At 63.8% G+C, this 25,987-nt stretch carries 27 protein-coding genes and 1 pseudogene; 12 read left to right on the top strand and 16 right to left on the bottom strand.

Going from position 1 to position 25,987, the window contains the following annotated elements; translation table 11 throughout:
* Positions 1-8: 8 nt before the first annotated feature.
* Positions 9-902 (bottom strand): cell division protein FtsX, encoded by an 894-nt coding sequence (locus G8E03_RS06195; RefSeq protein ID WP_166189820.1) that lies wholly within the window; start codon positions 900-902, stop codon positions 9-11.
* The gene (locus G8E03_RS06190) at positions 899-1,576 is read right to left on the bottom strand and encodes a cell division ATP-binding protein FtsE (RefSeq protein ID WP_166189818.1); all 678 of its coding nucleotides are present in this window, start codon (positions 1,574-1,576) and stop codon (positions 899-901) included. The genes G8E03_RS06195 and G8E03_RS06190 overlap by 4 nt, the downstream gene beginning before the upstream one ends.
* A 173-nt stretch (positions 1,577-1,749) precedes the next feature.
* Here G8E03_RS06190 and G8E03_RS17685 point away from each other — a divergent pair.
* Both G8E03_RS17685 and G8E03_RS06185 read left to right on the top strand, forming a co-directional pair.
* A pseudogene (locus tag G8E03_RS17685) lies at positions 1,750-1,809 on the top strand (MJ0042-type zinc finger domain-containing protein); the annotation flags it as partial.
* 60 nt (positions 1,810-1,869) lie between these two features.
* Positions 1,870-3,075, top strand: a complete 1,206-nt coding sequence (locus tag G8E03_RS06185) for a hypothetical protein (RefSeq protein ID WP_240910438.1) — start codon at positions 1,870-1,872, stop codon at positions 3,073-3,075.
* A gap of 4 nt (positions 3,076-3,079) precedes the next feature.
* Here the strand turns inward: G8E03_RS06185 and G8E03_RS06180 are convergent, their stop codons facing one another.
* The 5 genes from G8E03_RS06180 to argH form a co-directional block, all read right to left on the bottom strand.
* A complete protein-coding gene (locus G8E03_RS06180; RefSeq protein ID WP_166189813.1) occupies positions 3,080-5,548 on the bottom strand; it encodes a DUF4175 domain-containing protein in 2,469 nt (822 codons plus the stop codon).
* Between the two features lie 93 nt (positions 5,549-5,641).
* On the bottom strand, positions 5,642-6,919 hold the full coding sequence (gene lysA / locus G8E03_RS06175; RefSeq protein ID WP_166189811.1) for a diaminopimelate decarboxylase: 1,278 nt from the start codon (positions 6,917-6,919) through the stop codon (positions 5,642-5,644).
* Between the two features lie 13 nt (positions 6,920-6,932).
* Positions 6,933-7,250 carry a DUF2834 domain-containing protein gene (locus G8E03_RS06170; protein ID WP_166189809.1) on the bottom strand — a complete coding sequence of 106 codons (318 nt, stop codon included), beginning with the start codon at positions 7,248-7,250 and terminating at the stop codon, positions 6,933-6,935.
* Between the two features lie 80 nt (positions 7,251-7,330).
* Positions 7,331-7,456 carry a hypothetical protein gene (locus G8E03_RS17575; protein WP_283811450.1) on the bottom strand — a complete coding sequence of 42 codons (126 nt, stop codon included), beginning with the start codon at positions 7,454-7,456 and terminating at the stop codon, positions 7,331-7,333.
* The gene (argH, locus tag G8E03_RS06165) at positions 7,453-8,859 is read right to left on the bottom strand and encodes an argininosuccinate lyase (protein WP_166189807.1); all 1,407 of its coding nucleotides are present in this window, start codon (positions 8,857-8,859) and stop codon (positions 7,453-7,455) included. The genes G8E03_RS17575 and argH overlap by 4 nt, the downstream gene beginning before the upstream one ends.
* A 29-nt stretch (positions 8,860-8,888) precedes the next feature.
* Between argH and G8E03_RS06160 the strand changes: the two genes are divergently transcribed.
* Positions 8,889-9,491, top strand: a complete 603-nt coding sequence (locus G8E03_RS06160; protein WP_240910437.1) for a TlpA disulfide reductase family protein — start codon at positions 8,889-8,891, stop codon at positions 9,489-9,491.
* Here G8E03_RS06160 and G8E03_RS06155 read toward each other — a convergent pair.
* Entirely contained in the window at positions 9,488-10,066 is a 579-nt protein-coding gene (locus G8E03_RS06155) for a DNA-3-methyladenine glycosylase I (protein ID WP_166189805.1), read from the bottom strand. The genes G8E03_RS06160 and G8E03_RS06155 overlap by 4 nt on opposite strands.
* A 68-nt stretch (positions 10,067-10,134) precedes the next feature.
* On the opposite strand from G8E03_RS06155, the gene G8E03_RS06150 reads away from it, so the two are divergent.
* Positions 10,135-10,923, top strand: a complete 789-nt coding sequence (locus tag G8E03_RS06150) for an EAL domain-containing protein (RefSeq protein WP_166189803.1) — start codon at positions 10,135-10,137, stop codon at positions 10,921-10,923.
* Here the strand turns inward: G8E03_RS06150 and phaR are convergent, their stop codons facing one another.
* On the bottom strand, positions 10,924-11,517 hold the full coding sequence (gene phaR, locus G8E03_RS06145) for a polyhydroxyalkanoate synthesis repressor PhaR (protein ID WP_166189800.1): 594 nt from the start codon (positions 11,515-11,517) through the stop codon (positions 10,924-10,926). It abuts the gene before it with no gap.
* 118 nt (positions 11,518-11,635) lie between these two features.
* Between phaR and G8E03_RS06140 the strand changes: the two genes are divergently transcribed.
* The 5 genes from G8E03_RS06140 to yddG all read left to right on the top strand — a co-directional run bounded on the left by G8E03_RS06140 (position 11,636) and on the right by yddG (position 16,644).
* Positions 11,636-12,787 (top strand): alpha/beta fold hydrolase, encoded by a 1,152-nt coding sequence (locus tag G8E03_RS06140; protein WP_166189798.1) that lies wholly within the window; start codon positions 11,636-11,638, stop codon positions 12,785-12,787.
* 79 nt (positions 12,788-12,866) lie between these two features.
* A complete protein-coding gene (locus G8E03_RS06135) occupies positions 12,867-14,042 on the top strand; it encodes an acetyl-CoA C-acetyltransferase (RefSeq protein WP_166189796.1) in 1,176 nt (391 codons plus the stop codon).
* 65 nt (positions 14,043-14,107) lie between these two features.
* Positions 14,108-14,830: an acetoacetyl-CoA reductase gene (phbB, locus tag G8E03_RS06130; protein ID WP_166189794.1), complete on the top strand. Its 723-nt coding sequence runs from the start codon at positions 14,108-14,110 to the stop codon at positions 14,828-14,830.
* A 207-nt stretch (positions 14,831-15,037) separates the two neighbouring features.
* Positions 15,038-15,775, top strand: a complete 738-nt coding sequence (locus tag G8E03_RS06125) for a glutamine amidotransferase-related protein (RefSeq protein ID WP_166189792.1) — start codon at positions 15,038-15,040, stop codon at positions 15,773-15,775.
* The gene (gene yddG, locus G8E03_RS06120) at positions 15,772-16,644 is read left to right on the top strand and encodes an aromatic amino acid exporter YddG (RefSeq protein WP_166189789.1); all 873 of its coding nucleotides are present in this window, start codon (positions 15,772-15,774) and stop codon (positions 16,642-16,644) included. The genes G8E03_RS06125 and yddG overlap by 4 nt, the downstream gene beginning before the upstream one ends.
* On the opposite strand, the gene G8E03_RS06115 is transcribed toward yddG, so the two are convergent.
* From G8E03_RS06115 to G8E03_RS06105, 3 genes are all read right to left on the bottom strand, one after another.
* The gene (locus G8E03_RS06115) at positions 16,625-16,789 is read right to left on the bottom strand and encodes a YdcH family protein (RefSeq protein ID WP_166189787.1); all 165 of its coding nucleotides are present in this window, start codon (positions 16,787-16,789) and stop codon (positions 16,625-16,627) included. The genes yddG and G8E03_RS06115 overlap by 20 nt on opposite strands.
* A 91-nt stretch (positions 16,790-16,880) precedes the next feature.
* Positions 16,881-17,639, bottom strand: a complete 759-nt coding sequence (locus G8E03_RS06110) for a tRNA1(Val) (adenine(37)-N6)-methyltransferase (protein ID WP_240910436.1) — start codon at positions 17,637-17,639, stop codon at positions 16,881-16,883.
* A complete protein-coding gene (locus G8E03_RS06105; protein ID WP_166189785.1) occupies positions 17,636-17,857 on the bottom strand; it encodes a putative signal transducing protein in 222 nt (73 codons plus the stop codon). Before G8E03_RS06105 ends, G8E03_RS06110 begins: the two co-directional genes overlap by 4 nt.
* Before the next feature lie 116 nt (positions 17,858-17,973).
* Between G8E03_RS06105 and G8E03_RS06100 the strand changes: the two genes are divergently transcribed.
* Positions 17,974-18,906: a polyprenyl synthetase family protein gene (locus tag G8E03_RS06100; protein ID WP_166189783.1), complete on the top strand. Its 933-nt coding sequence runs from the start codon at positions 17,974-17,976 to the stop codon at positions 18,904-18,906.
* Between the two features lie 11 nt (positions 18,907-18,917).
* Here the strand turns inward: G8E03_RS06100 and G8E03_RS06095 are convergent, their stop codons facing one another.
* From G8E03_RS06095 to G8E03_RS06080, 4 genes are all read right to left on the bottom strand, one after another.
* The gene (locus G8E03_RS06095; protein ID WP_205793357.1) at positions 18,918-19,736 is read right to left on the bottom strand and encodes a 4-(cytidine 5'-diphospho)-2-C-methyl-D-erythritol kinase; all 819 of its coding nucleotides are present in this window, start codon (positions 19,734-19,736) and stop codon (positions 18,918-18,920) included.
* A 16-nt stretch (positions 19,737-19,752) separates the two neighbouring features.
* Positions 19,753-21,426 (bottom strand): tetratricopeptide repeat protein, encoded by a 1,674-nt coding sequence (locus G8E03_RS06090; RefSeq protein WP_166189781.1) that lies wholly within the window; start codon positions 21,424-21,426, stop codon positions 19,753-19,755.
* A 151-nt stretch (positions 21,427-21,577) separates the two neighbouring features.
* A complete protein-coding gene (locus G8E03_RS06085; protein WP_166189779.1) occupies positions 21,578-23,227 on the bottom strand; it encodes an electron transfer flavoprotein-ubiquinone oxidoreductase in 1,650 nt (549 codons plus the stop codon).
* Between the two features lie 70 nt (positions 23,228-23,297).
* Positions 23,298-24,389 (bottom strand): phosphatase PAP2 family protein, encoded by a 1,092-nt coding sequence (locus G8E03_RS06080; protein ID WP_166189776.1) that lies wholly within the window; start codon positions 24,387-24,389, stop codon positions 23,298-23,300.
* A 127-nt stretch (positions 24,390-24,516) separates the two neighbouring features.
* On the opposite strand from G8E03_RS06080, the gene greA reads away from it, so the two are divergent.
* Together greA and G8E03_RS06070 are read left to right on the top strand one after the other, a co-directional pair.
* The gene (greA, locus tag G8E03_RS06075) at positions 24,517-24,987 is read left to right on the top strand and encodes a transcription elongation factor GreA (RefSeq protein WP_166189774.1); all 471 of its coding nucleotides are present in this window, start codon (positions 24,517-24,519) and stop codon (positions 24,985-24,987) included.
* 28 nt (positions 24,988-25,015) lie between these two features.
* Positions 25,016-25,987, top strand: coding sequence for a hypothetical protein (locus tag G8E03_RS06070; protein WP_166189772.1), 972 nt, complete (start codon positions 25,016-25,018; stop codon positions 25,985-25,987).

Raw genomic sequence — 25,987 nt, 5'->3', positions numbered from 1 at the left:
GAATGTCCTCAGCGGTCTTCGAGGTGACGCAGCGCGCGGAACGCGGCCATTCGGGTTGCGATAAACGCGGTCGCCGCAGCGATCAAGGGCACGGTGAGCAACAGCGCCCATTGTGCGCCCTGCGGGCCCAGCCGCGTGACGAAGGCCGCCTCCCGCGCCATGTCGGGCATGAACAGCAATCCCAGCGCAGCCAGCACGGTTCCGGCCACGCCACCGCCCAGGGCCCGCAGCGTGAAGCGGCGCACGAAGGCACCGGCGATGTAGTTGTCCTGCGCCCCGATCAGACGCAGCGTTCCGATGATCTGTTCGTTCGCGGCCAGTGAGGCCTGTGCGGCCAGCGTGATCATGCCCGCCGTGGCCAGCGCGATCAGTCCCAGCGCGCCCAGCCCGAACAGACGCAGACGTTGCGCCGCCGCCACCATCGGCCGCCGCCAGCGGGTGTGGTCGTCATAGACGGCATCAGGTGCCTCTCCCTCCAGCCGCAGGCGCAGGCTGTCGGCGTCGGGTCCGGCGACCGTCTCCTCCATCACGATGACGCGGGGCACGGGCAGCACGTCCAGCGTCAGGTCGCTACCCAACCAGGGGGCCAGAAGGGCGCTTTGCTCCTCCTCGCTCAACAGCCGTGCGGACTGGATGCCGGGGGTCGTGCGCACAGCAATCAGGGCTGCCTCGGCCTGCGCGTCCATCTGCCCCTCGGGGACCATGATCGTCACGGTGGAGGAGCGCGCCAGCTCCGCCGACCATCTGTCGGCCAGCCGGTCCGTGGCGAAGCAGACCGCCAGCGCCGCCACGCCCAGCGCCGCCATGGCCAGCGACACCAGCGACACCAGCCAAGCTGTGAAGCCGGAGGTCGGGACGATACCGTCCGCCGCCCCGCCCGAAAGCAAGCGATGCAGTTTCACAGGTCCGCCCCCGCCATTTGCAACCGCCCCCTGGCCAAGCGCAAGACGCGGGCGTTCACGTCCGCCTTCGCGGTTCGAATCAGATTCATGTCATGGGTCGCGATCACCACGGCCTTACCCAGCCTGTTCAACTCGACCAGCAGACGCAGAACCCTCTCAGCCATCGCCCAGTCCAGATTGCCCGTCGGCTCATCCGCCAGCACGATGTCCGGCGCACTGATGACTGCGCGCGCCAGGGCGGCCCGCTGGCGTTCCCCGCCCGACAATTCAGGCGGCAGGGCGTAGGCGCGACTGGCCAGACCGACCCAATCGAGCAGATCGTCCAGATCCCGCTCAACCTCCGGCCCGACGCGGCCTGCGACCTGCAATGGCAGCACGACGTTTTCGCGCAGCGTCAGATGATCCAGAAAGACGCAGTTCTGATGCATCACACCGATCCGGCGGCGGGTCAGCGCGACATCGTTCCGGTCAAACGTCATCACATCGCGATCGAACAATTGCATGCGGCCGTCGGTAGGTCGCAGCGCCAGATAACACATCTTGAGGAACGTGGTCTTGCCTGCTCCCGACGGACCGGTCAGGAAATGGAAGGACCCAGGCGCGATGTCGAGCGTTACATCCGACAGGATGCGATCTTGCCCGTAGCTGAAGCCAGCCTGCTCGAAACCGATCACGTTCTTCCCCCAAACCGTTGCTTGCGGACCATTGCAGATGCGTATCGCGGGAACAATAGTTCGGCACGGGGGTTGGGGCCTAGGCACCGTCGGAATTGCAGGTTAATGTCCGTCATTGCGGTCGATCCTGAGGGGGGGCGACCAGCTTGAAACAGTATTTCCGGGGGAATGACGTGCGCCTGATCTGTCCGAACTGCGCAACCCAGTACGAAGTTGCGGATGCCGATGTTCCGGTAACAGGCCGCGTGGTTCAATGTGGTGTCTGCGACAATGAATGGACCGCCACGCGACCCGTGAGCACGCAGGATTCGGCCGCGCCGGACTCCCCGGATGACACCCCCGAAATGATCACCCCGGACTTCGCGGCGCCGGAGGAGATCGCCAGCGCCATTTCCGATGCCTTGGGGGAGCGGCCCGATTCCACACCCGAAGCTGTGCCTGATACTGCGGAAGAATATGCCGTAGATGACCGGTTGAGCATGGACCTCGATGAAGAGGAGGAGCAGCCGGATATGGCCGGGGCCTCCGATTTCGACGTCGAGGCATTGCGCTCCCTTCTGTCGCGACAGGTCTCCTCCCGTCAGGATCCTGCGGAAGCGCCCACTGATCAGGCGACGAACGCGGTTGAGCCGGAACGCACCGACAGCGCCCCCACGATCGACGCGACCCCAGTGCCAATGCAGCACGAATATGCCGACGAACCGCATCCACCTGCCGCGCAGCCCGAGGAACCGGACACATCCGCCGATTTCAGCATTCCGCCGGTGCCGCAAAGCGATACGATCCGCGCCGGGGCCGATGCCGCGTTCGAGGCGATGCGCGCGCGCCGCGCCGAACGGCGAGCCGCGCGCCAGTCGGACGCAACGCCACCGACATCACAAACCCTGATTGAGGAACCCGCAAGCGAGATTGACGAGGCGGATTCGGTTCTGAACGATCTGCGCCGCATCCTTGATGAGCCATCGCAGCCCGCAGCGACGTTGACACATGAGTTGACACATGAGGCGGAGCCCGATGGGGATGCCGACGCTCTGGCGCCTCCGCCTGCCGCGCGGATCGAGCCGGAAACTTCCGATGTAATGCCCTTCCCCCCGTCGCGGGCCCGTCCACAACGCCCGGGCCGCCCTGGCGCGCATCCGGTATCCGATCATCCGGTGGCGCCTGCCGCCCCGCGAACCGCGCGTCCTGCGCGACCCGGGCGACCTGGCGCCACCCCACCACCTGCCACCACCCTTCCTGCGGCTGCGAACGACAATGTGCCGCAGGAAAATGTGCCGGAGGATGAGCGCGAACTACAGGAACAGACCTCCCCGACGACCGGTGGTCGAGGTGGTCTGGGTTTCGTGATGGCGCTGATGCTCGCCCTGATCGCGGCGGCGGTCTATTTTCTGGCGGCCGATCTGGCCGCCGCCCTGCCGCCCATCGCGCCAGCGCTGGAGGCCTACGTTTCGACCATCAACTCGTTGCGGGCGTCCATCGCGGCCCTTGTGAACGGCTGACCCCTCAGAAGCGGTCGAGCAGGCGGCGCAGGTAGTCGCGCTCCTCCACCGTTCTGTCGCGGTCGCCTGACCTGCGCCGGATTTCGTCGAGCAGATCGCGTGCGGACCCGATGGAGCCGCCCTCGGGGACCATATCCTCACCGCTGTGCAGGGCCTGACCATTCTGGGTCGGACGCCCCAGCGGGTCGCGGCTTGCCGATTGCTGATCGGCCTCCGCTGCGGGATCGCCCTCACGCGGGGGCGCATCCTCATCGTTGCCTTTGTTGTCGAGCGCGCGAAGTGCCTCGCGCAATGCATCCATCGCCTGGGCCTGACTGTCGAGGGCACCGCGCCCGTCGCCACGTTCCAGCGCATCGCGGGCATCGGCCATGTTGCGTTCCGCCTGATCCAGACGCTCCTGCGCCTCGGCGCTGCTCTGCCCGTCATCGGAACCTTCGAGCATTTCGCGCAAGGCCTCCTGCGTCTCGGCAAGACCCTCCAGCCCCGAACCGCCCTCGGAACCGGGGCCCTCACGGAACTGGCGCTGCAATTCTTCGAACGAACGGTCGGCAAGCTCCTGCTGTTGTCGCAAGGTGTCCTGCACACCGCCCTGACCTGTGCCGCCCTCGCCCCCCTGCTGCGGTTCGCCGCCCTGTCCCTGACCGTTCAGGGTCATTTGCATGTTTTCCATCATCTGCGCGAGTTGATCGAGCAGGCGTTGCGCTTCCTCACGCTGGCCGCTTTCGGACAGTTCCTGAATGCGATCCATCAGATCCTGAATGTCCTGACGGCTCATCTCCATCCCGTCGTCGCCCTGCTCCTGCGCGCGCTGCTGGGCGTCCGGGTCGTTTTGCAAAGCCTCGGCCATCTGGCGCATATACTCACGCGTGGCCTCACGCAGGTCCTGCATCAGATCCGCAATTTCGGCGTCACTGGCGCCGTCCTGCAAGGCCTGGCTCAACCGCTGCTGTGCGCGGCGCATTTCAGCGGCGGCATCGGCAAGGCGGCCATCCTCGATCATCAGCGCGATGTCCCAAAGCTGCTGGGCCAGGGTGTCGATCTGCTCCAATGTCGGGGTGCCCTGACGGGCGATATCTATCGCGGCGATGGTGTCGCGCAGGGCGTCCGTGACCCCGTCGGGCGTGTTCAGTTCATCCGGCTGATACGAGACCGCACGCAACAACTGACCGACACGGCGGATGTTCTCCTCAGGGGCCCACAGCAGGTCGCGACGCTGTTCGACAATGGCACGGGCAAGCGGGTCGTAAAAGGCGCGTTGCGGCAGCACCAGTTCGCGCGCTTCGCTGCGCCCGGTCTGGCCTGCGCCGTCCGTCGCCTCAAGCACCATCCGGACGGGAAGCCCGGCAAAGGGATGTGTGGACAGATCGCGGGTAAAGACTTCGGCTCCGCTGCCCTGATCGCGCGACGGCAGATCCAGATCGACGGTCAAATCAGGGCGCGTCACGGGATCGGGGATCAAGCCATGTCGGCGATCGACCGCATCCAGATCGCGGGTGACGATCATCCTGGCGGAGGCAACTTGAAAATCATCCGCGACAGCGAAGGGAACCTCGGTCGCACCGGCGCGCGCGCGGGTCACGTCACCATCGAACCGTATCGTCGGGGCCTGATCGCCACTGACCGAGAAATCCCATTTCGCCAGTTGTGCCCCGCCCCGGCTGAGCGTGATCGCGCCATCCTCATTCAACAGCAGACGCGCATCGTTCAGGCCGGGGGCGACCTGACGCAGGGTGCCGTCGCTGCCGACGCTGTGATCCAGCTCGAACCCCTCGCCATAGGCGCGCAGGGCAATTTCGGTGCCTGTGGGCAGGGACAGCAGATCGCCCTCACGCTCGGTCAGATAGATGGTGGGCAGCCCGGTATAGGCCGGCGGGGTGGCCCAGGCCTCGAATGTCGGTCCGGCGGCACGGGCACCGCCGATCTTGCCCAGACCTCCCGGATCGGTGCCCTGCACGAACAGCACCCCCGCCATCGCAGCCGTTGCCGCGACCAGCCGCAATGCGTAGCGGTCCTGACGCGAAACTTGCAGGTTCGGCGCGGGAACGCCGACGCCCTGCGCCGCAGCCTGCGCCCGTGCCATATGCGCGGACCAGACGGCGGCCTGCGCGGGATCGGTGGGCATGGCGGGGCGGTCGGTCAGCGTGGTCAGCAGGTTTCGGGCCGTGCCGCGATCCAGCCGCGCAATTGCATCGCCGGTCGTGGGCCAGCGAAAGCGGCGCAAGCCCATGGCGATGAGCAACGCGGCGACGAGAGCAAATCCGGCGACAACCGGCCACAGGCCGACATGCCCCGCCAACCAGGCGACGCCCCCGAATCGCAGCGCCGCGTAGCCGCCCAACAACAATGTGCTGACCGGCCAAAAGGCCCGCGCCCCCCGTTCCGCCGCGATGACCAGACGCGTTGCGCGCAGGCGTCCGCGAAAGGCGTGCAGCGGGTCGAACTGAGGATCAGGCTGGCGATCGGTCTGGCGCATGAATGCTCCCTTCGCCATGGAAGGTAGCGTCTTGCCGCCCGATGGCCAAGCGTCCGGCAGCGTCACCCGCGATGACGTGATCGTGGGGCCGGTTCAGCCCTCGTCTTGCAACCAGTCGGGCACCGTGTCGCGGGCCAGCATTTCCTCAAATGTCGGACGCGCCCGCACCACGGCGAAGCGGTCGCCGCTGACCAGAACCTCGGGTATCAGGGGCCGCGAATTGTACTCCGATGACATGACCGCGCCATAGGCCCCGGCGGATCTGAACGCGATCAGATCGCCCGCCGCCATACCCGGCAGATCGCGCCCCTTGGCAAAGGTATCGCCGCTCTCGCAAATCGGGCCGACCACGTCGTAGCGGTGCGGCTCCAACCCCGGCTCAGGCTCGTTGACCGGAACGATATCGTGCCAGGCCTCGTACATCGCGGGGCGGATCAGGTCGTTCATCGCGGCATCCACGATCAGGAAGGATCGGTCGGCGCCGGTCTTGTCATAGATCACTTCGCTGACCAGAAGTCCGGCATTGCCCGCGATCAGGCGGCCCGGCTCGATCTCGATCTCGCAGTCCAGATCACCGACGGTGCGGCGCACGACCTCACCGTAATCGAAGGGCAGCGGCGGGGCCTCGTTCGCGCGGACATAGGGAATGCCCAGCCCGCCCCCCAGATCCAGCCGCTTGATCGTATGGCCATCGGCGCGCAATTGCCGGGTCAGTTCCGCGACCTTGCCGAACGCGGCCTCGTAGGGGGCCAGATCGACCAGTTGCGAGCCGATATGAACGTCGATGCCGACAACCTCGATTCCCGGCAGGGCGGCGGCGCGGGCATAGGTGTCACGCGCGTTGGCGATGGGGATGCCGAACTTGTTCTCGGACTTGCCCGTCGCGATCTTGGCGTGGGTCTTCGCATCCACATCGGGGTTCACCCGCACGGTGATCGGCGCGACCTTGCCCAGGGCGGTGGCCACGGCGGACAGACGCTCCAGCTCCGGCAGGCTCTCAACGTTGAACTGGCGGATGCCGTGTTCCAGCGCGTAGGTCATCTCATCGGCAGTTTTTCCAACGCCCGAGAACACGATTTTCTCACCCGGCACCCCGGCGGCGCGGGCACGGCGATACTCGCCGATGCTGACCACGTCCATGCCCGCGCCCAGCCGCGCCATGATGCGCAAGACGGCAAGGTTGGAGTTTGCCTTCATCGCATAGCAGATCAGATGCGGCAGACCGGCCAGCGCCTCCTCGAACACCTTGAAGTGACGCTCGAACGTCGCGGTGGAGTAGACGTAGAACGGCGTGCCGACGCTGCGCGCGATCTCCGTCAGGGGGACATCCTCGGCGTGCAGGACACCGTCGCGGTATAGAAAATGGTCCATGTCGATGCGCCTTTCAGTCCTGCCCGCGTGAGCGCAGGAGGAGATAGAGGGGCAATGCACATGACACCCCGATGCAGAAGATCGCGGGGATCGCCACCAGCGACGACCAGTCGCGGCGCACGCGCACCTCTGCCACGATCCAGATGATCAGGGCGGCCGCCGTGACGTTCAGATCGTAGACGAGGCCGGTCGTCGCATCCGAGACATTCCACGCGCCGATCATCGCCGCCATCGACCAGTCGTTTTTCGCCAGCCATGGCAGGAAATACGCCATCGGCAGGATCGTCCCCACCAGCGTCAGGATCAGATAGGTAATGCGCAGCGCAGACATCTCGCCCTCCGAATTTCGATTGCGCCCCGACCTAGCCACGCGTCCCGCGCATTGCAAGCAAACACCGCCGGCGCACGGGATCAGTCGGTTGGCTGTACCTGCGCCCCCAACGCGGTGGAGGCTTCGGACGGTGGCAGCGGGTCGCCCTTGCGCCCACAGGCGACGGGGGCTGTCAGCAGGGCCGCGACAATCAGGATACGGATCATGCGAGGGCCTCCTTCCACCGGGCGATCTGTTCGCGCACACGCTCGGGCGACGTGCCGCCATAGCTGATGCGCGACGCGACCGAAGCCTCGACCGTCAGCACGTCGAACACGCCCGACGTGATCGAGGGGTTCACGGACTGCATGTCCTCCAGCGTCAGGTCAGCGAGGTCACAACCGCGATCCTCCGCCATTTTCACCAGCGCACCCGTCGCGTGATGCGCATCGCGAAACGGCAGGTTCGCCTCACGCACCAGCCAGTCGGCAAGGTCCGTGGCGGTGGAGAAGCCCGAGGCCGCAGCGGCGCGCAGCACCTCGGCGTTGGGGCGCAGATCGGCCACCATGCCGGTCATCGCGGCGAGGCTGAGCATCATGGAATCGGCGGCGTCGAACACCTGTTCCTTGTCCTCCTGCATGTCCTTGGAATAGGCCAGCGGCAACCCCTTCATCACGGTCAGCAGGGCCACGGTCGCACCGACGATGCGGCCCACCTTGGCGCGCAGCAACTCGGCCGCATCGGGGTTCTTTTTCTGCGGCATGATGGATGACCCCGTGGAGAACCGATCGCTCAGCGTCACGAACCGGAACTGCGCCGAGGCCCAGATCACCAGCTCCTCCGCGAAGCGGCTGAGGTGCATGGCACAGATCGAGGAGGTCGTCAGGAACTCCAACGCGAAATCCCGGTCGCTGACCGCATCCAGCGAATTGGCCGAGGGCCGGTCGAAGCCCAGCGTTTCCGCCGTCATGTGCCGGTCGATGGCAAAGCCGGTGCCCGCCAGTGCCGCCGCCCCCAGCGGACTTTCGTTCATGCGCGCACGGGCATCGCGCACGCGGCTACGGTCGCGGGCGAACATCTCCACATAGGCCATCATGTGATGGCCCCACGTTACGGGCTGGGCGGTTTGCAGATGGGTAAAGCCCGGCATCACCATGTCCGGCCCGGCCTCCGCCTGGGCGACGAAAACCTTCATCAGCGCGGTCAGCCCCGCATCCATCGCGTCGAACTGATCGCGGGTCCACAGCTTGAAATCCGTGGCGACCTGATCGTTGCGGCTGCGCGCGGTGTGCAGACGCCCGGCAGGTTCGCCCAACAGCTCCTTCAACCGCGCCTCGATGTTCATGTGGATGTCTTCGAGCGCGGTGGAAAACGCAAAGTTTCCGGCCTCGATCTCTGACAAGACCGTGAGCAGCCCTTCCCGAATGAGCTCGGCGTCGCTATCCGTCAGTATACCGGTGGCGGCCAGCATGGCGGCGTGGGCGCGTGAACCCTCGACATCCTGCGGGGCAAGTCGCCGGTCGTATCCGATGGAGGCATTGATCGCCTCCATCAACGCATCGGGGCCGTCGGCGAAACGGCCGCCCCACATGGCATTCGACGATTTGGTTCCAGTGTTCTGGTCGGACATTCGGGGCCTCTAAACGGGGAGATGGCGGGATGAGCGCTTGGATGACGGGACGCGGCGGCAGGATGCTGGCCGCAGTTGGATTGTTCTCGGGCCTGTTCTACGCAGGCTTTGGCGGCATGGCAAACCACGCTGTCGCACAGGGTGCATCGCAACTGGAACAAATCCGCCGCGATGACATGCGCAAACTGGACGTTCATGCCGAACCGCAGCAATTGCCGGGTGAGACGTTCACCGATCCCGACGGCAATGCCTATACCCTGGCCGATTATGCCGGAAAGATCGTTCTGGTGAACTTCTGGGCCACGTGGTGCGCCCCCTGTCGTGAGGAAATGCCCGATCTCGACGCGCTCAACGCCGATATGGCGGGTGAGGATTTCGAGGTCGTGACCATCGCCAGCGGGCGCAACAGCCTCAGCGGGATCCGGGCCTTCTTCGAGGAGGAGCAGATTGAAACCCTGCCGATCCTGCTGGATCCGCAGGGGCAACTGTCGCGCCGCGCGGGTGTTCTGGGCCTGCCTGTCAGCATTCTGATGAACCGTGAGGGGCACGAAATCGCGCGTCTGCAAGGCGGCGCCCATTGGAACGACGCCCCCGCACGTGAGATCATCGCAGCAGCAATCGCGGCGGACTAGACCTCGCTCAGCTCCCGGATAACCTCGGCCCGGTGGCAGTCGCGCACGTGGTCGTTCACCATGCCCGATGCCTGCATGAAGGCATAAACGATGGTCGGGCCGCAGAACTTGAACCCTGCCTTCTTGAGATCCTTGGAAAGCTGTCTGCTCACCGGCGTTTCGGCGGGCACATCCGCCATCGTGCGGGGGGCGTTCTGTTGCGGATCGCCATCGACATAAGACCAGATGAAGGACGCGAATCCCTCTCGCTCCTCAAGCGCGATGAAGGCGCGGGCGTTGCCGATCGTCGCCTCGATCTTGCCCCGATGGCGCACGATTCCCGCGTCGCCCAGCAGGCGGGCCACGTCACTCTGATCATATCGTGCGATGCGGTAGGGGTCGAAATTATCGAAGGCGGCGCGGAAGCTCTGCCGTTTGCGCAGGATGGTGATCCAGCTCAGACCGGCCTGAAACCCCTCCAGCACCAGCTTTTCCCACAGGTCGCGCCCGTCACGGACCGGGACACCCCATTCGGTATCGTGGTAATCAATATAGAGCGGATCGGTTCCGCACCACGAACAGCGCTCAGCCATCATTTCACCCTTTAATGATTCGTTCAGAACGTTGGCAGAACATACAGTCGAACTCGGAAAGGGGCGAGAAGATGCAGGCGCGGCTGGACGAGAAACCCTTTGATGATTCGCATGATCGAATGATCCTCGATGCGCTGGCCGCCGGCGGGACGGAGCTTGCCTTCCAGCCAATCCTGCGCAGCGGACCCCGGCAACGGATCGGTTTTTTCGAGGGGCTGGCGCGCCTGCGTCTGGAACAGGATGAGGTGCTGATGCCCGGCGCATTCCTGCCCGTGATCGAGCAGGCGGGGCGCGGGCCGCAACTGGACCGCTATGTGCTGCGCCACGCGCTGGGAACGTTAGAAGACCGGCCGCGACTGCGCGTCTCGATCAATGTCGGCCTGCAGACGATGACCGATCCCGGCTGGATCAACCTGCTCCAGCGTGAGGTGGCGGACCGTCCCCATCTGACCGACCGCCTGATCGTGGAAATGACCGAACTGGCGGTGGCAGACCCCGACATAACCGTTCCGTTCACACGCACGGTTCGGGCACTGGGCGTCACGGTCGTGCTGGACGATTTCGGCGCGGGCCATACGGCCTTTCGCCAATTCCGCGATCTGGCACTGGATGGGGTCAAGATCGACGGCTTCTTCTCACGCGGGATCGAGAATGATGCCGACAACCGCTGCCTGATCAAGGCGCTGGTCGATATTGCCCGTCATTTCGAGATGTTCACCGTGGCGGAGTTCGTCGAAACCCCGGAACAGGCGCAATGCCTGACCGATCTGGGCGTCGATTTCCTGCAAGGTCACCTGTTCGCCCCGGCCCGGCAACAGCCGGACTGGATCACGACGAATATCGCGCAAGTCGCGATGTAATCAGGATTTTCGGACCAACTCGGACAACTGATCCTGCATCTTGGCAAGCTGGCTCTTGAGATCGTCCAGCTCCACATCCTTCGCCTTCTCCGTGGGCGAGTCGGCGGTATCGGGCGCAGGCGCCACCGCAGTGGCAAAGGGGGTGAACATGCGCATGGTATTCTCGAACCATTCCATGTTGGAACGCGTCATCGCCTCGAAATTCGCGATGGCGGGATTGGCCTCGAACGCAGTGCGGACCTGGGCGCGCATGTTTTCCTGATTTCGCGAAAAAGTGTCCATCGACGCGTCAAGATAGCCAGGAACGAACCCCTGAAGCGTGTCCCCGTACAGGCGAATCAGCTGTCGCAGGAAATTGGTCGGCAGCATGTTCTGCCCCTTCGCTTCTTCTTCGAATATGATCTGCGTCAGGACGGATCGCGTGATGTCGTCCCCGGATTTCGCATCGTTCACCACGAAATCCTCACCGTCACGCACCATCTGCGCCAGATGTTCCAGCGTCACATAGCTGGATTTCGATGTGTTATAGAGCCGCCGATTGGCGTATTTCTTGATGATGATCGGCTGGTCCGGATCAACGTTCTTGTTCGCCATCGTATCGCTCCCCGGTGCGGTCTTAGGTGCCGTTAGAAAACCATAGTGCGCCGCACCCTCGCATCGCAACGCATATTTCGCACACGCGCTGCCGTGCTGTCGTGCTATGAGCGCGTCGATGTCACATAGCGCCGAACCTGCTCGAAACTCGTCCGCCGGAACGCCTCCGGACTTCCGCGCGGCGGCGCCGGTGCCATTGCCGCTGCACCTTGCCCAATCCATCGTGCAACCGGGCGTGCCTCTGGACGTGCAAATGGACCGGCTGGACGCGATGCTGCGCGGGATCGAGATGTGGCGGGCGGCCCCCTGGCGCCGCCCCGACGATGAGACGACGGTTTTGTGGTCGGAGGGTGCAACCACGCTGCGCGATTACGGCAACGGTCGGGGCAAACCGGTATTGGTCGTGCCCTCACTGATCAACCGGTCCTACATTCTGGATATCACGCCGGAACGGTCCTTCCTACGCGCTCTGGTCGAGGACGGCTACCGCCCATTATTGCTCGATTGGGGCGTACCGGGAGAGGTCGAGAAAACCCTTTCCCTCAACGATTATGCCGATACGCGGCTGCGTCCCGCGCTGGCCATATCCCGGGTTCTTGCAGGCGGCCCGGTTCCGGTGATCGGATACTGCATGGGCGGGGCGCTGGCGGTCGCGGCTGCGGTGCGACGATCCGACGACGTGCGCGCGCTCGTGACCCTTGGCACACCTTGGAATTGTGCGGCGGCCTCTGCGATCGTGCGGATGATGCAGGATACCGCCCGCCCCCAGATCGCGACGTTGCGGGCCTTTTTCCGCACGGCGGCGCAGGTTTTCGGGGTGATTCCGTCTGACCTGATGCAGGCGCTGTTCGCAACACTCGACCCCGGATTGGCGCGCCGCAAATTCGCAAGTTTCGCCGGGATGGACCAAGGCTCGTCCGAGGCAGGCCTGTTTGTTGCGGTCGAGGATTGGCTGAACGATCCCGTCACGGTCGCCCCCCGCGTGGCGGAGGAAGTCCTCCTCGACTGGCACGTGACCAACATGTTGGCCGCTGGCCAGTGGTCGTTGATGGGGGGACCGGTCAGGCCAGCGGACATTGCTTGCCCCACGTTGAGTTTCTGTGCGGCGAACGACCTGATCGCGCCGCCGCAAAACGCCGAGGCGCTACCGCAGCAAATTCCTCAGGCGCGCATTCTCAAGCCCGAAACCGGCCATGTGGGCATGATTGTCGGTTCGAAAGTTGCGCAATCTGTCCATGAACCCTTAAAAAATTTCCTGAAAGGGATCTAAAGTCGTAGAGATTCGTGGGTGCAAACGGCAGAAGCTGCTTTTACGCTGCATTGCATGATACTGGGATTGGGAGAGTTACATGACTAATGTCGTCATCGCCGCAGCCGGGCGTACCGCTGTCGGCTCGTTCAACGGTGCATTTGCCAACACCCCCGCGCACGATCTGGGTGCCGCCGTCATTCGCGGCGTTCTGGAGCGTGCGGGTGTGGACGCGAGCGAGGTCTCCGAAACCATCCTGGGGCAGGTTCTGACCGCGGCGCAGGGTCAAAACCCTGCCCGCCAGGCGCATATCAACGCCGGATTGCCCAAGGAAAGCTCCGCCTGGGGCATCAATCAGGTTTGCGGTTCTGGCTTGCGCGCGGTCGCACTGGGCGCGCAGCATGTGCAACTGGGCGATGCCGACGTGGTGATCGCGGGCGGTCAGGAAAGCATGAGCCTGGCACCGCACGCATCCCACCTGCGTTCAGGCACCAAGATGGGCGATACAAAATTCATCGACACGATGATCCGCGACGGGCTGTGGGACGCCTTCAATGGCTATCACATGGGCCAAACGGCTGAAAACGTGGCGAACCAGTGGCAGATCAGTCGCGATCAGCAGGATGAGTTCGCCGTAGCCTCGCAAAACAAGGCAGAGGCCGCACAAAAGGCCGGCAAGTTCGACGATGAGATCATCCCCTTCACCGTGAAGGGCCGCAAGGGCGACACGATCGTCGACAAGGATGAATATATCCGCCACGGCGCCACGATGGAGGCGATGCAAAAACTGCGCCCCGCCTTCACCAAGGATGGGTCCGTTACGGCGGCCAATGCCTCCGGCCTGAACGACGGCGCGGCGGCGACCCTGCTGATGAGCGTGGAGAACGCCGAACGGCGCGGCATCCAGCCCCTCGCCCGCATTGCGTCCTATGCCACCGCCGGTCTGGATCCCTCGATCATGGGGGTCGGCCCCGTCTATGCCAGCCGCAAGGCGTTGGAGAAGGCCGGCTGGTCCGCCTCCGACCTCGATTTGATCGAGGCGAACGAGGCCTTCGCGGCGCAGGCCTGCGCTGTGAACAAGGAAATGGGCTGGGATCCCGAAATCGTGAATGTGAACGGCGGCGCGATCGCCATCGGGCACCCGATCGGCGCGTCGGGCTGCCGTGTGCTCAACACGCTGCTGTTCGAAATGCAGCGACGTGACGCCAAGAAGGGTCTGGCGACCCTGTGCATCGGCGGCGGCATGGGTGTCGCCATGTGTGTCGAGCGCGACTGAGTTTCAATCGGGGAGGGTCCGAACGGCACCTCCCCCCAATCCAAAAAAAATCGAGAGGAAACATAATGGCAAGAGTGGCAGTGGTCACGGGTGGCTCCCGCGGGATCGGGGCGGCAATCTCCAAGGCGCTGAAGGCGGCCGGATGCGAGGTCGCAGCGACCTATGGCGGCAACGACGAGGCCGCAGCGGCCTTCACCAAGGAAACCGGCATCAAGACCTATAAGTGGTCCGTCGGTGACTATGATGCGTGCAAGGACGGCATCGCCCAGATCGAATCCGATCTCGGCCCGGTGGATATTCTGGTCAACAATGCCGGCATCACCCGTGACGCGCCGTTTCACAAGATGACGCCGCAGCAGTGGCATGAGGTCATCGACACCAACCTGACCGGCGTGTTCAACATGACGCACAATGTCTGGCCGGGAATGCGTGAGCGCAAGTTCGGCCGCATCGTCACGATTTCCTCCATCAACGGTCAGAAGGGTCAGTTCGCGCAGGCGAACTATGCTGCCTCCAAGGCGGGTGATATCGGTTTTACCAAGTCGCTGGCCCAGGAGGGCGCACGTGCGGGCATTACCGTGAACGTCGTCGCCCCCGGCTATGTCGGCACCGACATGGTCATGGCCGTGCCTGAGAAAGTGCGTGAAAGCATCATCGGCCAGATCCCCGTCGGTCGTCTGGGTGAGCCGGAGGAGATCGCGCGTTGCGTGGCGTTCCTCACCGCTGACGATGCGGGCTTCATCACCGGCTCCACCATCACTGCGAATGGCGGGCAGTACTTCACATGAGATGATTTGACCGCGAACCTGGCAAAGGGCCCGCAGCACCCCTGCGGGCCCTTTGTCGTTCACACCACGCTTGCGGCCAAGCGCATCGTCACGGCGACGAACGCGGCACTGATGCGGGATCGTTAAATCGTAACGTTGCGGTGATTCTCACACTTGGCGCGGCGAGCACACGGGCCTATCGTCCGCACGATTCGGAGGAGACGAACCATGCGCATCGGCATTCTGGAGACGGGTGAAGTCTCAGGTGATATGGCGGACAAGCACGGCTCCTACCCGCCGATGTTTCGCCGCCTGCTCGACGCGGCGGATGGTGATCTGACCTACCAGACCTTCAGTGTCGTGCGCGGTGTCATGCCCGATGATCCCGAACAGGCCGATGCGTGGCTTATCACCGGCTCGCGCCACGGCGTCTACGATCCGTTGCCGTGGATGGAGCCGCTCAAGTCGTTTCTGCGCGATTGCCTTGCCCGGCGGGTTCCCGTTGTGGGCGTCTGCTTTGGCCATCAGCTTCTGGCGGAGGCGATGGGCGGAAAGGTCGAGAAATCCGACAAGGGCTGGGGGCTGGGCGTGCATACCTATCAGATCACGACCCGCCCCGATTGGATGGTGACGGCCGGCGATACATTCTCGACACGGGCAGTGCATCAGGATCAGATCGTCGAATTGCCGCCCGAAACCGTGGTTCTGGCACGGTCCGAATTCTGTAACTACGCGGCCCTCGCCTATGGAGACGCCGATGCCCCTATCGCCATCAGCGTGCAGCCGCATCCCGAATTTGACGCGGACTTCGTGCGCGAAATCATCTTGAGCCGGATTGGCGATGCGGTTCCGGAAGATGTCGGCACTGCCGCGCTGGAAACGCTCGACCAGCCGGTGCATAACGTGGACTGGGCGCGCTGGATGATCCGCTTCATGCGGGATGCAGTTGCACGGCGCGCGGCATGAACCCCACTCTCATCGGCGCGGGCGCGGTTGGTTTATGGGCAACCCTAGCGCTTTTAACGGTTCTGGCAGGTGACGTGCCGCCGTTCCAGCTGACGGCGTTCTGCTTTGCGATCGGCGGCACGATCGGTGTGATCTGGACCGCTCTGGGACGGGGCTTCGGCGCGATAGGCGGGCTGGGATGGCGGGTCTGGATGCTCGGTATCGGCGGGCTGTTCGGCTATCATTTTTTCTACTTCACCGCCCTTCAAAACGCACCACCGGCGGAGGCAGGGCTGATCGCCTATCTGTGGCCCCTGCTGATCGTGCTGTTTTCGGGATTGCTGCCCGGAGAGACCTTGCGCCGCGGGCACATCATCGGCGCCTTGGTCGCGTTCGTGGGGGCCATGCTGATTCTGGCGGATGCGGACCTCAGCTTTTCCGGCGAATATGCCTTGGGATACGCAGCCGCTATCCTGTGCGCGGTGCTGTGGTCCGGCTATTCCGTATTGTCGCGCCGTTTCGGCAGCGCCCCGACACAAAGCGTCGCATTGTTTTGTCTCGTGACGGCAGCACTCTCGACCGGGGCGCATCTGCTGTTGGAGGAAACGGTCTGGCCATCGCAACCGAGCGGTTGGCTGGGGCTGGTAATGCTGGGTCTCGGCCCTGTCGGTGCCGCGTTCTATCTGTGGGATATCGGGGTGAAGCATGGGGATATCCAGCTTCTCGGAACGGTATCTTATGCCGCGCCGCTGCTGTCCACTCTACTTCTGATTGCGACCGGGTTTGCGCCATTGACGTGGACGCTGGCCGCGTCTGCAATTCTGATCACCGGCGGGGCGGTCATTGCCGCCCGCGCCGGATCAGGAAAATTTAGGAGCGGAGCCGGCTGATTTCCTCCTTCAGTCGCAGCTTTTCCCGCTTCATCTCGGCAATCTGAAGATTGTCGGAGGCTGGGCTGCGTTGCTCCGTTTCAATGGTCTGGGACAGGATTTGATGCTTCTTCTGAAGTGCGCTGACATGTGAGGTAACGCTCATTCTTGGGGTACTCCTTCCATCCAGATGACAGTCCGAGTATTGCGCCACATATTCATATAACTGTCATGTCTGGTTTTTTACGCAATTTTACTTATATTGCGGCGAGCGAAAGGCAGGCCCCTTCACGCAGCACCCCGGACGCCAGTGCGCTGAAATGCGAAACGTCCCCCGGATGCGAATCCCCCTCATGCACAACCATAGGTGGCAACAGCTTCAGAGGTGCGCGTGCACCCTTGATGGCCTGTACGATGACCCGCTCCGCCGCCCGCCCTGCCCGCGCGGCCAATGGCAGGATCATCACGCCGCCGGTGCGACCTTGCAGCGGTGCCAGAATATCGGCCAACCGGTCGGTGCGGTTGATCATGGTGAAGGTTCCACGATCCTGCACCCGCCGCAGGCCCGAATCGATCCACGTTGCCAGGGGCGTATCCTCGACATGTGCCGTTTCGCGCCCCGGATCGTTGGGCCGAATCCCCTGACCTGCGCTGTAAAAGGGCGGGTTGGCGATAACATGATCGAATCGTCGGGCGCGCAATTCCGGCGGCATTCGCGACAGGTCCCCCTCCAAAACACGCGCGCCTTGGGGCAGGTTGCGCCGCGCCAGTTCGGCGTAGTCGCGCTGCATCTCGATACCGGCCAGATCCAGCCCCGCCACGCGCGCGTTCAGACAGGCCAGTGCCGTGCCCGCACCGCAGCCCAGTTCCAGCACACTCTGCCCCGAAGCCGCAGGGCAGGCCGCTGCCAGCCAGACGGGATCGGTGGCGGCGCGGTATCCCTTTCGCGGTTGCCAGATATGCACGCGACCACCCAGAAACGCATCGTGGGTCAGATCCGTTTGGGCAAAGCTCACCTGCGCTCACTCACTTCGACGTCATTGTCGCGCAGGATCGCACGGGCGCGAAAGGCGTCAGCGCGCGCCACAGTCATGCGTCGCGGCAGCACACCTATCGAACCTTCCAACACGCTCATATGGACGTCCATGACGAACGTCTCTATCTGTTCACTACGTAGCAATGCTTCGGCAAAGCTGAGTGTGACCGGATCGTTGGTGCGCAGTATTTCTTCCATGTGCCGGGTGTAGCCGGTGCCCCACAAACCGTCGAGTCCCCCCAAGGGCCGGTGCGAGCAAGGATAGTGAATTGACCTCTCCGATAATACGCCTTCAATCTCTGCTCGAGACGCGCATGAATGCGGTGAACCACCTGATCGCCACCCGGATGGAGAGCGAGAACGCCCCCCGCATCCCCGAGGTGACGGCCCACCTTATCGGCGCGGGCGGCAAACGGATACGCCCGCTGCTGACCCTGGCGGCGGCAGGGCTGTACGGCTATGACGGTGAGCATGACGTGAAGCTGGCGGCAACGGTGGAATTCATCCACACCGCCACCCTGCTGCACGACGACGTGGTGGACGAAAGCGATCAACGACGCGGGCGTCCGACGGCCAACCTGCTGTGGGACAATCAGTCCAGCGTTCTGGTGGGCGATTATCTGTTCGCACGCTCGTTTCAGTTGATGGTCGAGGCGGGCAGCCTGCGCGTGCTCGACATTCTGGCCAACGCAGCCGCCGTTATCGCCGAAGGCGAGGTCCTGCAATTGTCCGTCGCGCGCAACCTCGCCACGCCGGAGGAGACCTATATCCGCGTCGTGCGCGGCAAGACGGCCGCCCTGTTCGCCGCCGCGACCCAGGTTGGCGGTCTGGTCGCCGGCGCGTCCGAGCGGGACATCACGGCCCTGTGCAATTATGGGGACGCGTTGGGCATCGCGTTCCAGATTGCCGACGATCTGCTGGATCTGACCGGCGACGATATCGGCAAGAATACTGGCGACGACCTGCGCGAGGGCAAACTGACCCTGCCCGTCATCCGTGCCATCGCGGCCTCTGACGCGCAGGAGCGTAGCTTCTGGGAACGTCTGATTGGACGGGGCCGGTATCAGGAGGGTGATCTGGACATCGCGCTCGGCATCTTCGCCCGGCACGACATTCTGGAAACGGTGCGCACCACCGCGTTCGACTATGTGGCAAAGGCACAGGCAGAACTGGAAATTCTGCCCGATACGCCGATCCGCGCGGAACTGCACGATCTGGCGGATTTCGTGGTCTCGCGCCTGCGCTGAAGGCGGGCTGGCTAACGTCCGACGGGCGCCGCCGCGACCCACCAGCCCGGATGGGCATGGCGCACCCGGTCCGCCGCGCGCAGCGCCGCCGCCTGTTCCGCATAAAGACCAAAACATGTCGCGCCCGAGCCTGACATCCGCGCAAACGGCGCGTCTTGGTTCAGGGCCGTGAGCACCTCACCGATCACCGGCGACAACTGCTCGGCCGGGAATTGCAGATCATTGCGCTGTCTGGTGAGCCATTTCACAAAGCCGTCAAAGTCACCGAAGCTGTCAGGCATATCCATCGGCGCATTGTCGGCATGATCCAGACGCGCGAAAACCGCAGGGGTCGCCATGCCGACACCCGGATTGACCAGAACCAGCCAGACGGGAGGCAACGTCGGCACCGGCTGCAACACCTCTCCTATGCCGCGCATCCGGGTCGGGACCGATGCCAGACATACCGGCACATCGGCACCCAGCCTCGTCAGATCGGCAGCGGCAGGCAGGGTAAGGCCATGCAACCGCGACATCGCGCGGATCGTCGCCGCAGCGTCAGCCGAACCACCCCCGATACCGGATGAGACCGGCAATGCCTTGGTCAGACGCAGCGCCCCGCTTACCCCCAGGTGCCGTGCCGCGCGCAACACCAGATTGTCGGGCGTGGCGCCGATTCCGCTGCCGAAGGGGCCGCCGATGGCTAGGGACAGCCTTGATCCGGCCTCCACCTCCACCACGTCGCCAAGATCAGCGAAGACCACCAGCGAATCGAGCATATGCAGCCCGTCGGGCCTGCGTCCTGTCACGTGCAGTGTCAGGTTGACCTTGGCCCGGGCGAGCTCCCGTATCGGCGCGTCTACCACCTCAGTTCGCAGCCTCCTGCGCCAGAACCGCGTCCAGACCGATGTCGAGCTTCAGGCGGATGCGGGTCTCTTCCTCAGGCTCCGGCTCGAAGGACAGGGCGCGCTTCCACTGAAATTCAGCCTCGCGCTTGCGCCCTACGGCCCAGTAGACATCGCCCAGATGGTCGTTGATGAGCGGATCGACGGGCGCCAGTTCCACCGCCCGTTCCATCGGCTCGATCGCCTCTTCGAAACGCCCGAGGCGGTACAGAACCCAGCCAAGGGAATCGGTAATGTAGCCTTCATAGGGGCGCTGATCGACTGCACGACGGATCATTTCCAACGCCGCATCCAGATCGCGCTTCTCCTCGACCAGCGAATAGCCCAGATAGTTCAGAACCAGCGCGTTGTCCGGTTCCAGTTCCAACGCCCGGCGCAGGTCAGCCTCCGCCGCCGCCCAGTTGTCCGCATTGTGATGCGCCACGGCACGTTGATAATAGACCAGCCAGTGCTGTGCCGACGGCTCCCCCAGCAGTGACACCGCCATGTCGAAGGCCTCTATCGCCTCAGCCGGGCGGTCGGCGCGGCGCAAGGTATCGCCGTGCAGGTAATGCAGGCGCATGCTGTCGGGATAGGCACGCGTCAGACCGGCCAGAACAGCGATTGCGTCGTCCTGACGCCCGTCACTGGCAAGGGCTTGCATGCGGCCCAGTTCCGCCTCCACGAATTGGGGGGAAGTGCTGGGCACCGCATCGAACGCATCGGTTGCCAGCGTATACTGCCCCTGCTCGTTCAGCACGGTGGCCACCAATAGCTGCGCCTCGGCGAAGTCCGGCTGAATATGCGCGGCAAGGCGGCTGTAGATCAATGCGACGTCAGCGCCTTCCTCTCCCAGAACGGAGGCGAGGTCGAACAGAACCTCCGCGATGCCATCATCCGGGGTCTGCACCAGATCGAACTGCACAGGGTCGTCCTGTTCGATCCGGGTGCGCAGCACCTCGAACGGGCGGTCGCCGAAGCCGGTGGCCAGCACATCGTCCGCAACCGCCAGCGCCGTTTCCTTCTGCCCGGTGGCGGCCAGCAACTGGATGCGCGCCTGGGTGGATCGGCGGTTCAGACGAACCGGACCGGCATCGCCCCCCTCCATCCTGCGCGATGCGGCCTCGACCTGCCCGGTCAGCGCCAACGCCAATGCGGAGTGAAAGGCCGCGAAGACCTCGTAGGTCTCATTCCCTGAAACCGCGTCGAACAAGTCTAGCGCCGCGGCCTCATCCCCTAGCGACATCATCAGCCAGCCGCGCAACAATTTCGCCAACAGGGGCGTCATGCCCTGCTCACCCTGATCCAGACGCGCCAGGGCACGGGCCGGATCGCCGCGACGGATATCATGCGTGATCGCGACGAGGGTCGCGAACTGGTTCTCGGAATTCAGCGCCAGCAGCCGTTCCGCGATGCTGGCCGCGACGCCGACCCGCCCGGCGGAGACTTGCGCCTGCATCGCACGTTGCAGCAATTGCGTGTCTTCACCGTCATAGCCCAAGGCACGGGTGTAGTAGAGCGCCGCGTTCACATGATCGTCGCGCAGCTCCGCCTGCGCGGCCGCCAGATAGGATCCGGACAGACTGCGTGCCTCGACCATTGTGGGCAGCAGCACCGACAGAGCTGTCGCGAATGCGAAAAGGGAGCGGACGGGCATGGGCAAACCTCGGAATTCTCGTTTTGCACACCCTAGGCATCCGACCGGAGGAGGGCAACGCGACACGACCCGAACCGGCCCGTGGCAGGATCGTGGCAGGATCGCGCGGTCGGGCGCGCGTCGCAACGCACGCCCGAAAGTTCTCAGTCGATTACATGTTCGGATAGTTCGGCCCATCGCCGCCCTGCGGAACGGTCCAGACGATGTTCTGAAGCGGATCCTTGATGTCGCATGTCTTGCAGTGGACGCAGTTCTGACCGTTGATCTGGAACGATTTCTCACCTTCCTCACCGACGAATTCGTAAACGCCCGCAGGGCAGTAGCGCTGCGAAGGTCCGGCATATTTCGGCAGGTTCACATGCGTGGGCAGATCCGCATCCTTCAGCTTGAGGTGCGTCGGCTGATCCTCGGCATGATTGGTGCCCGAAAAGGACACGTTGGTCAGCCGGTCGAAGCTGAGCTTTCCGTCCGCCTTGGGATAGTCGATTGGCTGGTGACGCCGGGCGGGTTCGGTGCTTTCCGCATCCGTCTTGCCGTGCTTCAGCGTGCCCAGCAGCGGCTTGCCAAACAGCGACGCCCACCACATGTCGAGGCCGCCCACAACCATCGAGGCGATCAGACCATAGCGGGACCACAACGGTTTGACGTTGCGCACCTTGATTAGATCCTTGCCGATCGCGCCGGTCTTGACCTCCTCGGTGTAGTCGGACAACTCATCCGACTGACGACCAGCCGCGATGGCAGCATGCGCGGCCTCAGCCGCGGCCTTGCCCGACAGCATCGCGTTATGGTTGCCCTTGATCCGCGGCACGTTGACGAGGCCCGCGGAACAGCCCAGCAGCGCGCCGCCCGGGAACGCCATCTTGGGGATGGATTGGAACCCGCCCTCGGTGATGGCGCGCGCGCCATAGGCGACCCGCTTGCCCCCCTCGAACACAGGGGCGATGTCGGGGTGATGCTTGAACCGCTGAAACTCCTGATAGGGCGACAGGTAGGGGTTCTTGTAATTCAGGTGCGTCACGAAACCAACGTAGACCTGATTGTTTTCAGCGTGATACAGGAACGAACCGCCGCCCGCATTCTTGCCCAGCGGCCAGCCCATGGTGTGCGTGACCTGCCCCAGCTTGTGATGCTCGGGCTTGATATCCCAAACCTCCTTGATGCCCAGTCCGTATTTCTGGACATCGCAATCCGCGTCGAGGCCGTAGCGCGCGATGGCCATCTTGCTCAACGAACCACGCACGCCCTCGGCCAGGAAGACGTACTTGCCGTGCAATTCCATTCCCGGCTCGTAACCCGCGCCCTTGGTGCCGTCCTTCTCGATGCCGAATTCGCCTGCGACGACGCCCTTGACCTCTCCGTTGTCGCCATAGACCAGTTCGGAGCAGGACATGCCGGGAAAGATCTCGACGCCCAGCGCCTCGGCCTGCTCGGCCATCCAACGGCAGACATTGCCCATTGATACGACGTAGTTGCCATGATTGTTCAACAGCGGCGGCATCGGAAAATTCGGGATCTTGACCGATCCATTCGGGGCGAGGACGAGGAAGCGATCCTCGGTCACTTCGGTCGTGACAGGGGCCCCCTTCTCACGCCAATCGGGAATCAGCGCGTCCAGACCGATGGGATCCAGCACGGCGCCGGACAGGATGTGCGCCCCGACCTCGGATCCCTTTTCCAGGACGACGACGTTCATGTCAGCGTCGAGTTGCTTCAGCCGGATCGCAGCCGACAGACCAGCAGGCCCCGCACCGACGATGACGACATCGTATTCCATGGCTTCACGTTCGACTTCAGACATATTTCGGCTTCCTTTGCATGGGTCCGGGCAATTTCATTTCGTGACAGGTATGGGGCCGGGCATTGCCGTGTCAATCGTATGCACGTGTATCAGGTGGCATCTCTTGCATCTTCTGCCCTGTTCTGGCGGGATTTTTCGTCAACCATCCCGCACCGATCCAGACTGCGACCACCGACACGATAGAGGCGTATCCATCAATGGCATAGTGCCAGCCATAGATCACGCTGCTCCACTGCGTCAGCACACAGAACCCGATCCCCAACGCCCCGGCAAGGCGACCCAGCGACATCAGGTACACCATCACCAGCGCCGCAATGCCGACATGTACCGAGGGAAACGCCGATATGCCAAGACCCAGCCGACCCTGCCGCAGCTCCACGTTCGCCCACAGCAAGTCCTGCAAGACCCGCACGGCATGATCGGGCGGCAGCAGGCCCTCCCGATGCTGCATGTATTCGGCATATCGGGGAATGCCGCTCAATGATTCGTAATATACCGGACCGACGGATGCGAACGCTGTCGCCGCGATATTGCCCAATCCGATCCAGACGAAGACATAAACGATCAGCATTCGATCACGTCGCGCCGTATCGGTATCCAGCGCAGCCACCAGAACCGGCAACACCATGGATATGACGGCCCAGCCGTAATTGTAGCCGATAAAGGCGAGCCTCGGGGGAACGATCTCGACCAGGGGCCAGTACAGACGCCATGCGTCCTGCCCGCCATGCAGCGCATGATCCAGCCACGCCAGCCACGGATCCGCCCAGAAGCCGAAGGGTAAAGACACCATGCCCTTGACCACGGCAAAAGCCGGCAGGAGGTACAGGTACAGACCGCATCCGACCAGAATCGCCGCCAACAGCCGCGTGGCCAGACCCTGGCCCGCGCCTCGCCACAGTCCGTAGAACGTCACGAACAGGCTCAGCCCCAGCAGGACGAGGACCAACACGGCGTCCCGCGTCCCCCGCATCGCCAGTTCGACGACGCCGTGCGGCTCACCCAGCAATTGCGTGATCACCACCGTGGCCAACAGATAGACGCCGAACGCCAGATTGAACAGGATCGGACCCGACAGCGTGGCGCGCGGCGACCTCTCACCCGCTGCCCGCGCAGGCCCTGTTCGCGCAGGCCCGGTTTCAGCCGTTCTCAGTTGCCGCACAACTCGGGTTCCCTTGCAACTCACCAGCTGCGAACCTATCGTCAATTGACAGGCCGTGCCAATCGAGTGCGGCCCTTTTTTTGTATTTCGCGCGGCGTGGTCCGCCACCGAATGACGGAGACGAACGATGGAGAAGGTTCCCCTGACCGAGCGGGGTTTTGCGAAACTGGACGCCGAACTCAAGAAGCTCAAGCTCGAGGAACGCCCCGCCGTTATCAAGGCGATTGCGGAAGCTCGTGAGCATGGCGATCTATCCGAAAACGCCGAATACCACGCCGCCCGCGAAAAGCAGTCCTTCATCGAGGGGCGCGTCAAGGAGTTGGAAAGCGTGATTTCCCGCGCCGAGGTCATCAAGGTCTCGAAAATGACCGGCGCGATCAAGTTCGGCGCCACCGTCACGATCGTGGATGAGGATACCGATGAGGAAAAGGTCTATCAGATCGTGGGTGAGCAGGAGGCCGATATCGAAAACGGTCTGCTCAACATGCGCTCTCCCATCGCGCGGGCCCTGATCGGCAAGGAAGAGGGCGACAGCGTCGATGTACGCACGCCCGGCGGCACGCGCAGTTACGAGGTGCTGAAGATCGAATTCAAGTAGAGTGCAATTCAAGTAGTGGAGTAACCGGATGCAGAGCGTCTGGAAGGGTTGGCCCATCGCGGGCGCCGCAATTTTCTGCTGGCTCGCATTGATCGCGGCATGGTGGATCACGACAGAAAGCGGGCAGGGGTCGGGGCTGTTCGCCTTCATGGCGGCAATTGTGCCGTCCCTGCTGATCGGAATGCTTGCCTATGTCATCGAACGTCTGGGTGAGACGCGGGCACAAGTTTCCGATCTGGCGCAAACGGTCTCCAGCCAGCCGCGCAACACCGCAAATCTCAGCCGGTCGGAAATCGACGCGATGTTCCAGAAACTGACCGCGCGCCAGCAGGTCAGCGACCGGGCGCTGCTGTCCCTGCTCGAAGGGCGCGCGGCAGACAGGACAGTTCTGGCCGAAGTCGCGGAAAACTCGGCCCGCGCGGCCAGCGTGCGCCCGGTTCCGCGCCCGAAGCCTATGGTCGCGCCCAAGCGTGAAATCGGCCAACCCTCCCTGCCCCTGAACGAAGAGGCCGCCCCCTCGGATGAGCCCCCCGCCTGGGCCGATCTGGTCCGCGCGCTAAACTTTCCGCAGGATCAGGATGATACGGCGGGATTCCGCGCCATGCACCGCGCCAACCGCGACAGACAGGTCGCACAGGTCCTGCGCGCGGCGGAGGATGTGCTCAACCTGCTGTCGCAAGACGGCATCTACATGGATGACCTCGATCCGATTGCCATCGACCCGGCATTGTGGCGTCGCTTCGCCGAGGGGGAACGTGGCGATGTGACCTCGGGCCTTGCCGCGATAGACGACCAGACGGCGCTGTCGCTGACGCGGGGGCGGATGCGTTCGGACGACGTGATGCGCGACGCCGCGCTGCACTTCATCCGGCATTTCGATCTGTTGCTGAAATCCCTGTGCGCGCGCATGGACGACGACACGCAGATCGCGCGGCTGGCGGATACCCGGACGGGGCGGGCCTTCATGCTGCTGGCCACGGTCACGGGGGCGCTGGAGTAA

This window comes from Pontivivens nitratireducens, from assembly GCF_011290545.1.
Taxonomy (GTDB): domain Bacteria; phylum Pseudomonadota; class Alphaproteobacteria; order Rhodobacterales; family Rhodobacteraceae; genus Pontivivens; species Pontivivens nitratireducens.
This window is presented reverse-complemented; position numbering and strand designations above follow the sequence as displayed.

Excerpts from the sequence above, each read along its gene's own strand:
- G8E03_RS06180 (WP_166189813.1), bottom strand. The coding sequence starts at position 5,548 with ATGCGCCAGACCGATCGCCAGCCTGATCCTCAGTTCGACCCGCTGCAC.
- lysA (WP_166189811.1), bottom strand. The coding sequence starts at position 6,919 with ATGGACCATTTTCTATACCGCGACGGTGTCCTGCACGCCGAGGATGTC.
- G8E03_RS06170 (WP_166189809.1), bottom strand. The coding sequence starts at position 7,250 with ATGTCTGCGCTGCGCATTACCTATCTGATCCTGACGCTGGTGGGGACG.
- G8E03_RS17575 (WP_283811450.1), bottom strand. The coding sequence starts at position 7,456 with ATGATCCGTATCCTGATTGTCGCGGCCCTGCTGACAGCCCCCGTCGCC.
- argH (WP_166189807.1), bottom strand. The coding sequence starts at position 8,859 with ATGTCCGACCAGAACACTGGAACCAAATCGTCGAATGCCATGTGGGGC.
- G8E03_RS06160 (WP_240910437.1), top strand. The coding sequence starts at position 8,889 with ATGAGCGCTTGGATGACGGGACGCGGCGGCAGGATGCTGGCCGCAGTT.
- G8E03_RS06155 (WP_166189805.1), bottom strand. The coding sequence starts at position 10,066 with ATGATGGCTGAGCGCTGTTCGTGGTGCGGAACCGATCCGCTCTATATT.
- G8E03_RS06150 (WP_166189803.1), top strand. The coding sequence starts at position 10,135 with ATGCAGGCGCGGCTGGACGAGAAACCCTTTGATGATTCGCATGATCGA.
- phaR (WP_166189800.1), bottom strand. The coding sequence starts at position 11,517 with ATGGCGAACAAGAACGTTGATCCGGACCAGCCGATCATCATCAAGAAA.
- G8E03_RS06140 (WP_166189798.1), top strand. The coding sequence starts at position 11,636 with ATGTCACATAGCGCCGAACCTGCTCGAAACTCGTCCGCCGGAACGCCT.
- G8E03_RS06135 (WP_166189796.1), top strand. The coding sequence starts at position 12,867 with ATGACTAATGTCGTCATCGCCGCAGCCGGGCGTACCGCTGTCGGCTCG.
- phbB (WP_166189794.1), top strand. The coding sequence starts at position 14,108 with ATGGCAAGAGTGGCAGTGGTCACGGGTGGCTCCCGCGGGATCGGGGCG.
- G8E03_RS06125 (WP_166189792.1), top strand. The coding sequence starts at position 15,038 with ATGCGCATCGGCATTCTGGAGACGGGTGAAGTCTCAGGTGATATGGCG.
- yddG (WP_166189789.1), top strand. The coding sequence starts at position 15,772 with ATGAACCCCACTCTCATCGGCGCGGGCGCGGTTGGTTTATGGGCAACC.
- G8E03_RS06115 (WP_166189787.1), bottom strand. The coding sequence starts at position 16,789 with ATGAGCGTTACCTCACATGTCAGCGCACTTCAGAAGAAGCATCAAATC.
- G8E03_RS06105 (WP_166189785.1), bottom strand. The coding sequence starts at position 17,857 with ATGGAAGAAATACTGCGCACCAACGATCCGGTCACACTCAGCTTTGCC.
- G8E03_RS06100 (WP_166189783.1), top strand. The coding sequence starts at position 17,974 with ATGAATGCGGTGAACCACCTGATCGCCACCCGGATGGAGAGCGAGAAC.
- G8E03_RS06090 (WP_166189781.1), bottom strand. The coding sequence starts at position 21,426 with ATGCCCGTCCGCTCCCTTTTCGCATTCGCGACAGCTCTGTCGGTGCTG.
- G8E03_RS06085 (WP_166189779.1), bottom strand. The coding sequence starts at position 23,227 with ATGTCTGAAGTCGAACGTGAAGCCATGGAATACGATGTCGTCATCGTC.
- greA (WP_166189774.1), top strand. The coding sequence starts at position 24,517 with ATGGAGAAGGTTCCCCTGACCGAGCGGGGTTTTGCGAAACTGGACGCC.
- G8E03_RS06070 (WP_166189772.1), top strand. The coding sequence starts at position 25,016 with ATGCAGAGCGTCTGGAAGGGTTGGCCCATCGCGGGCGCCGCAATTTTC.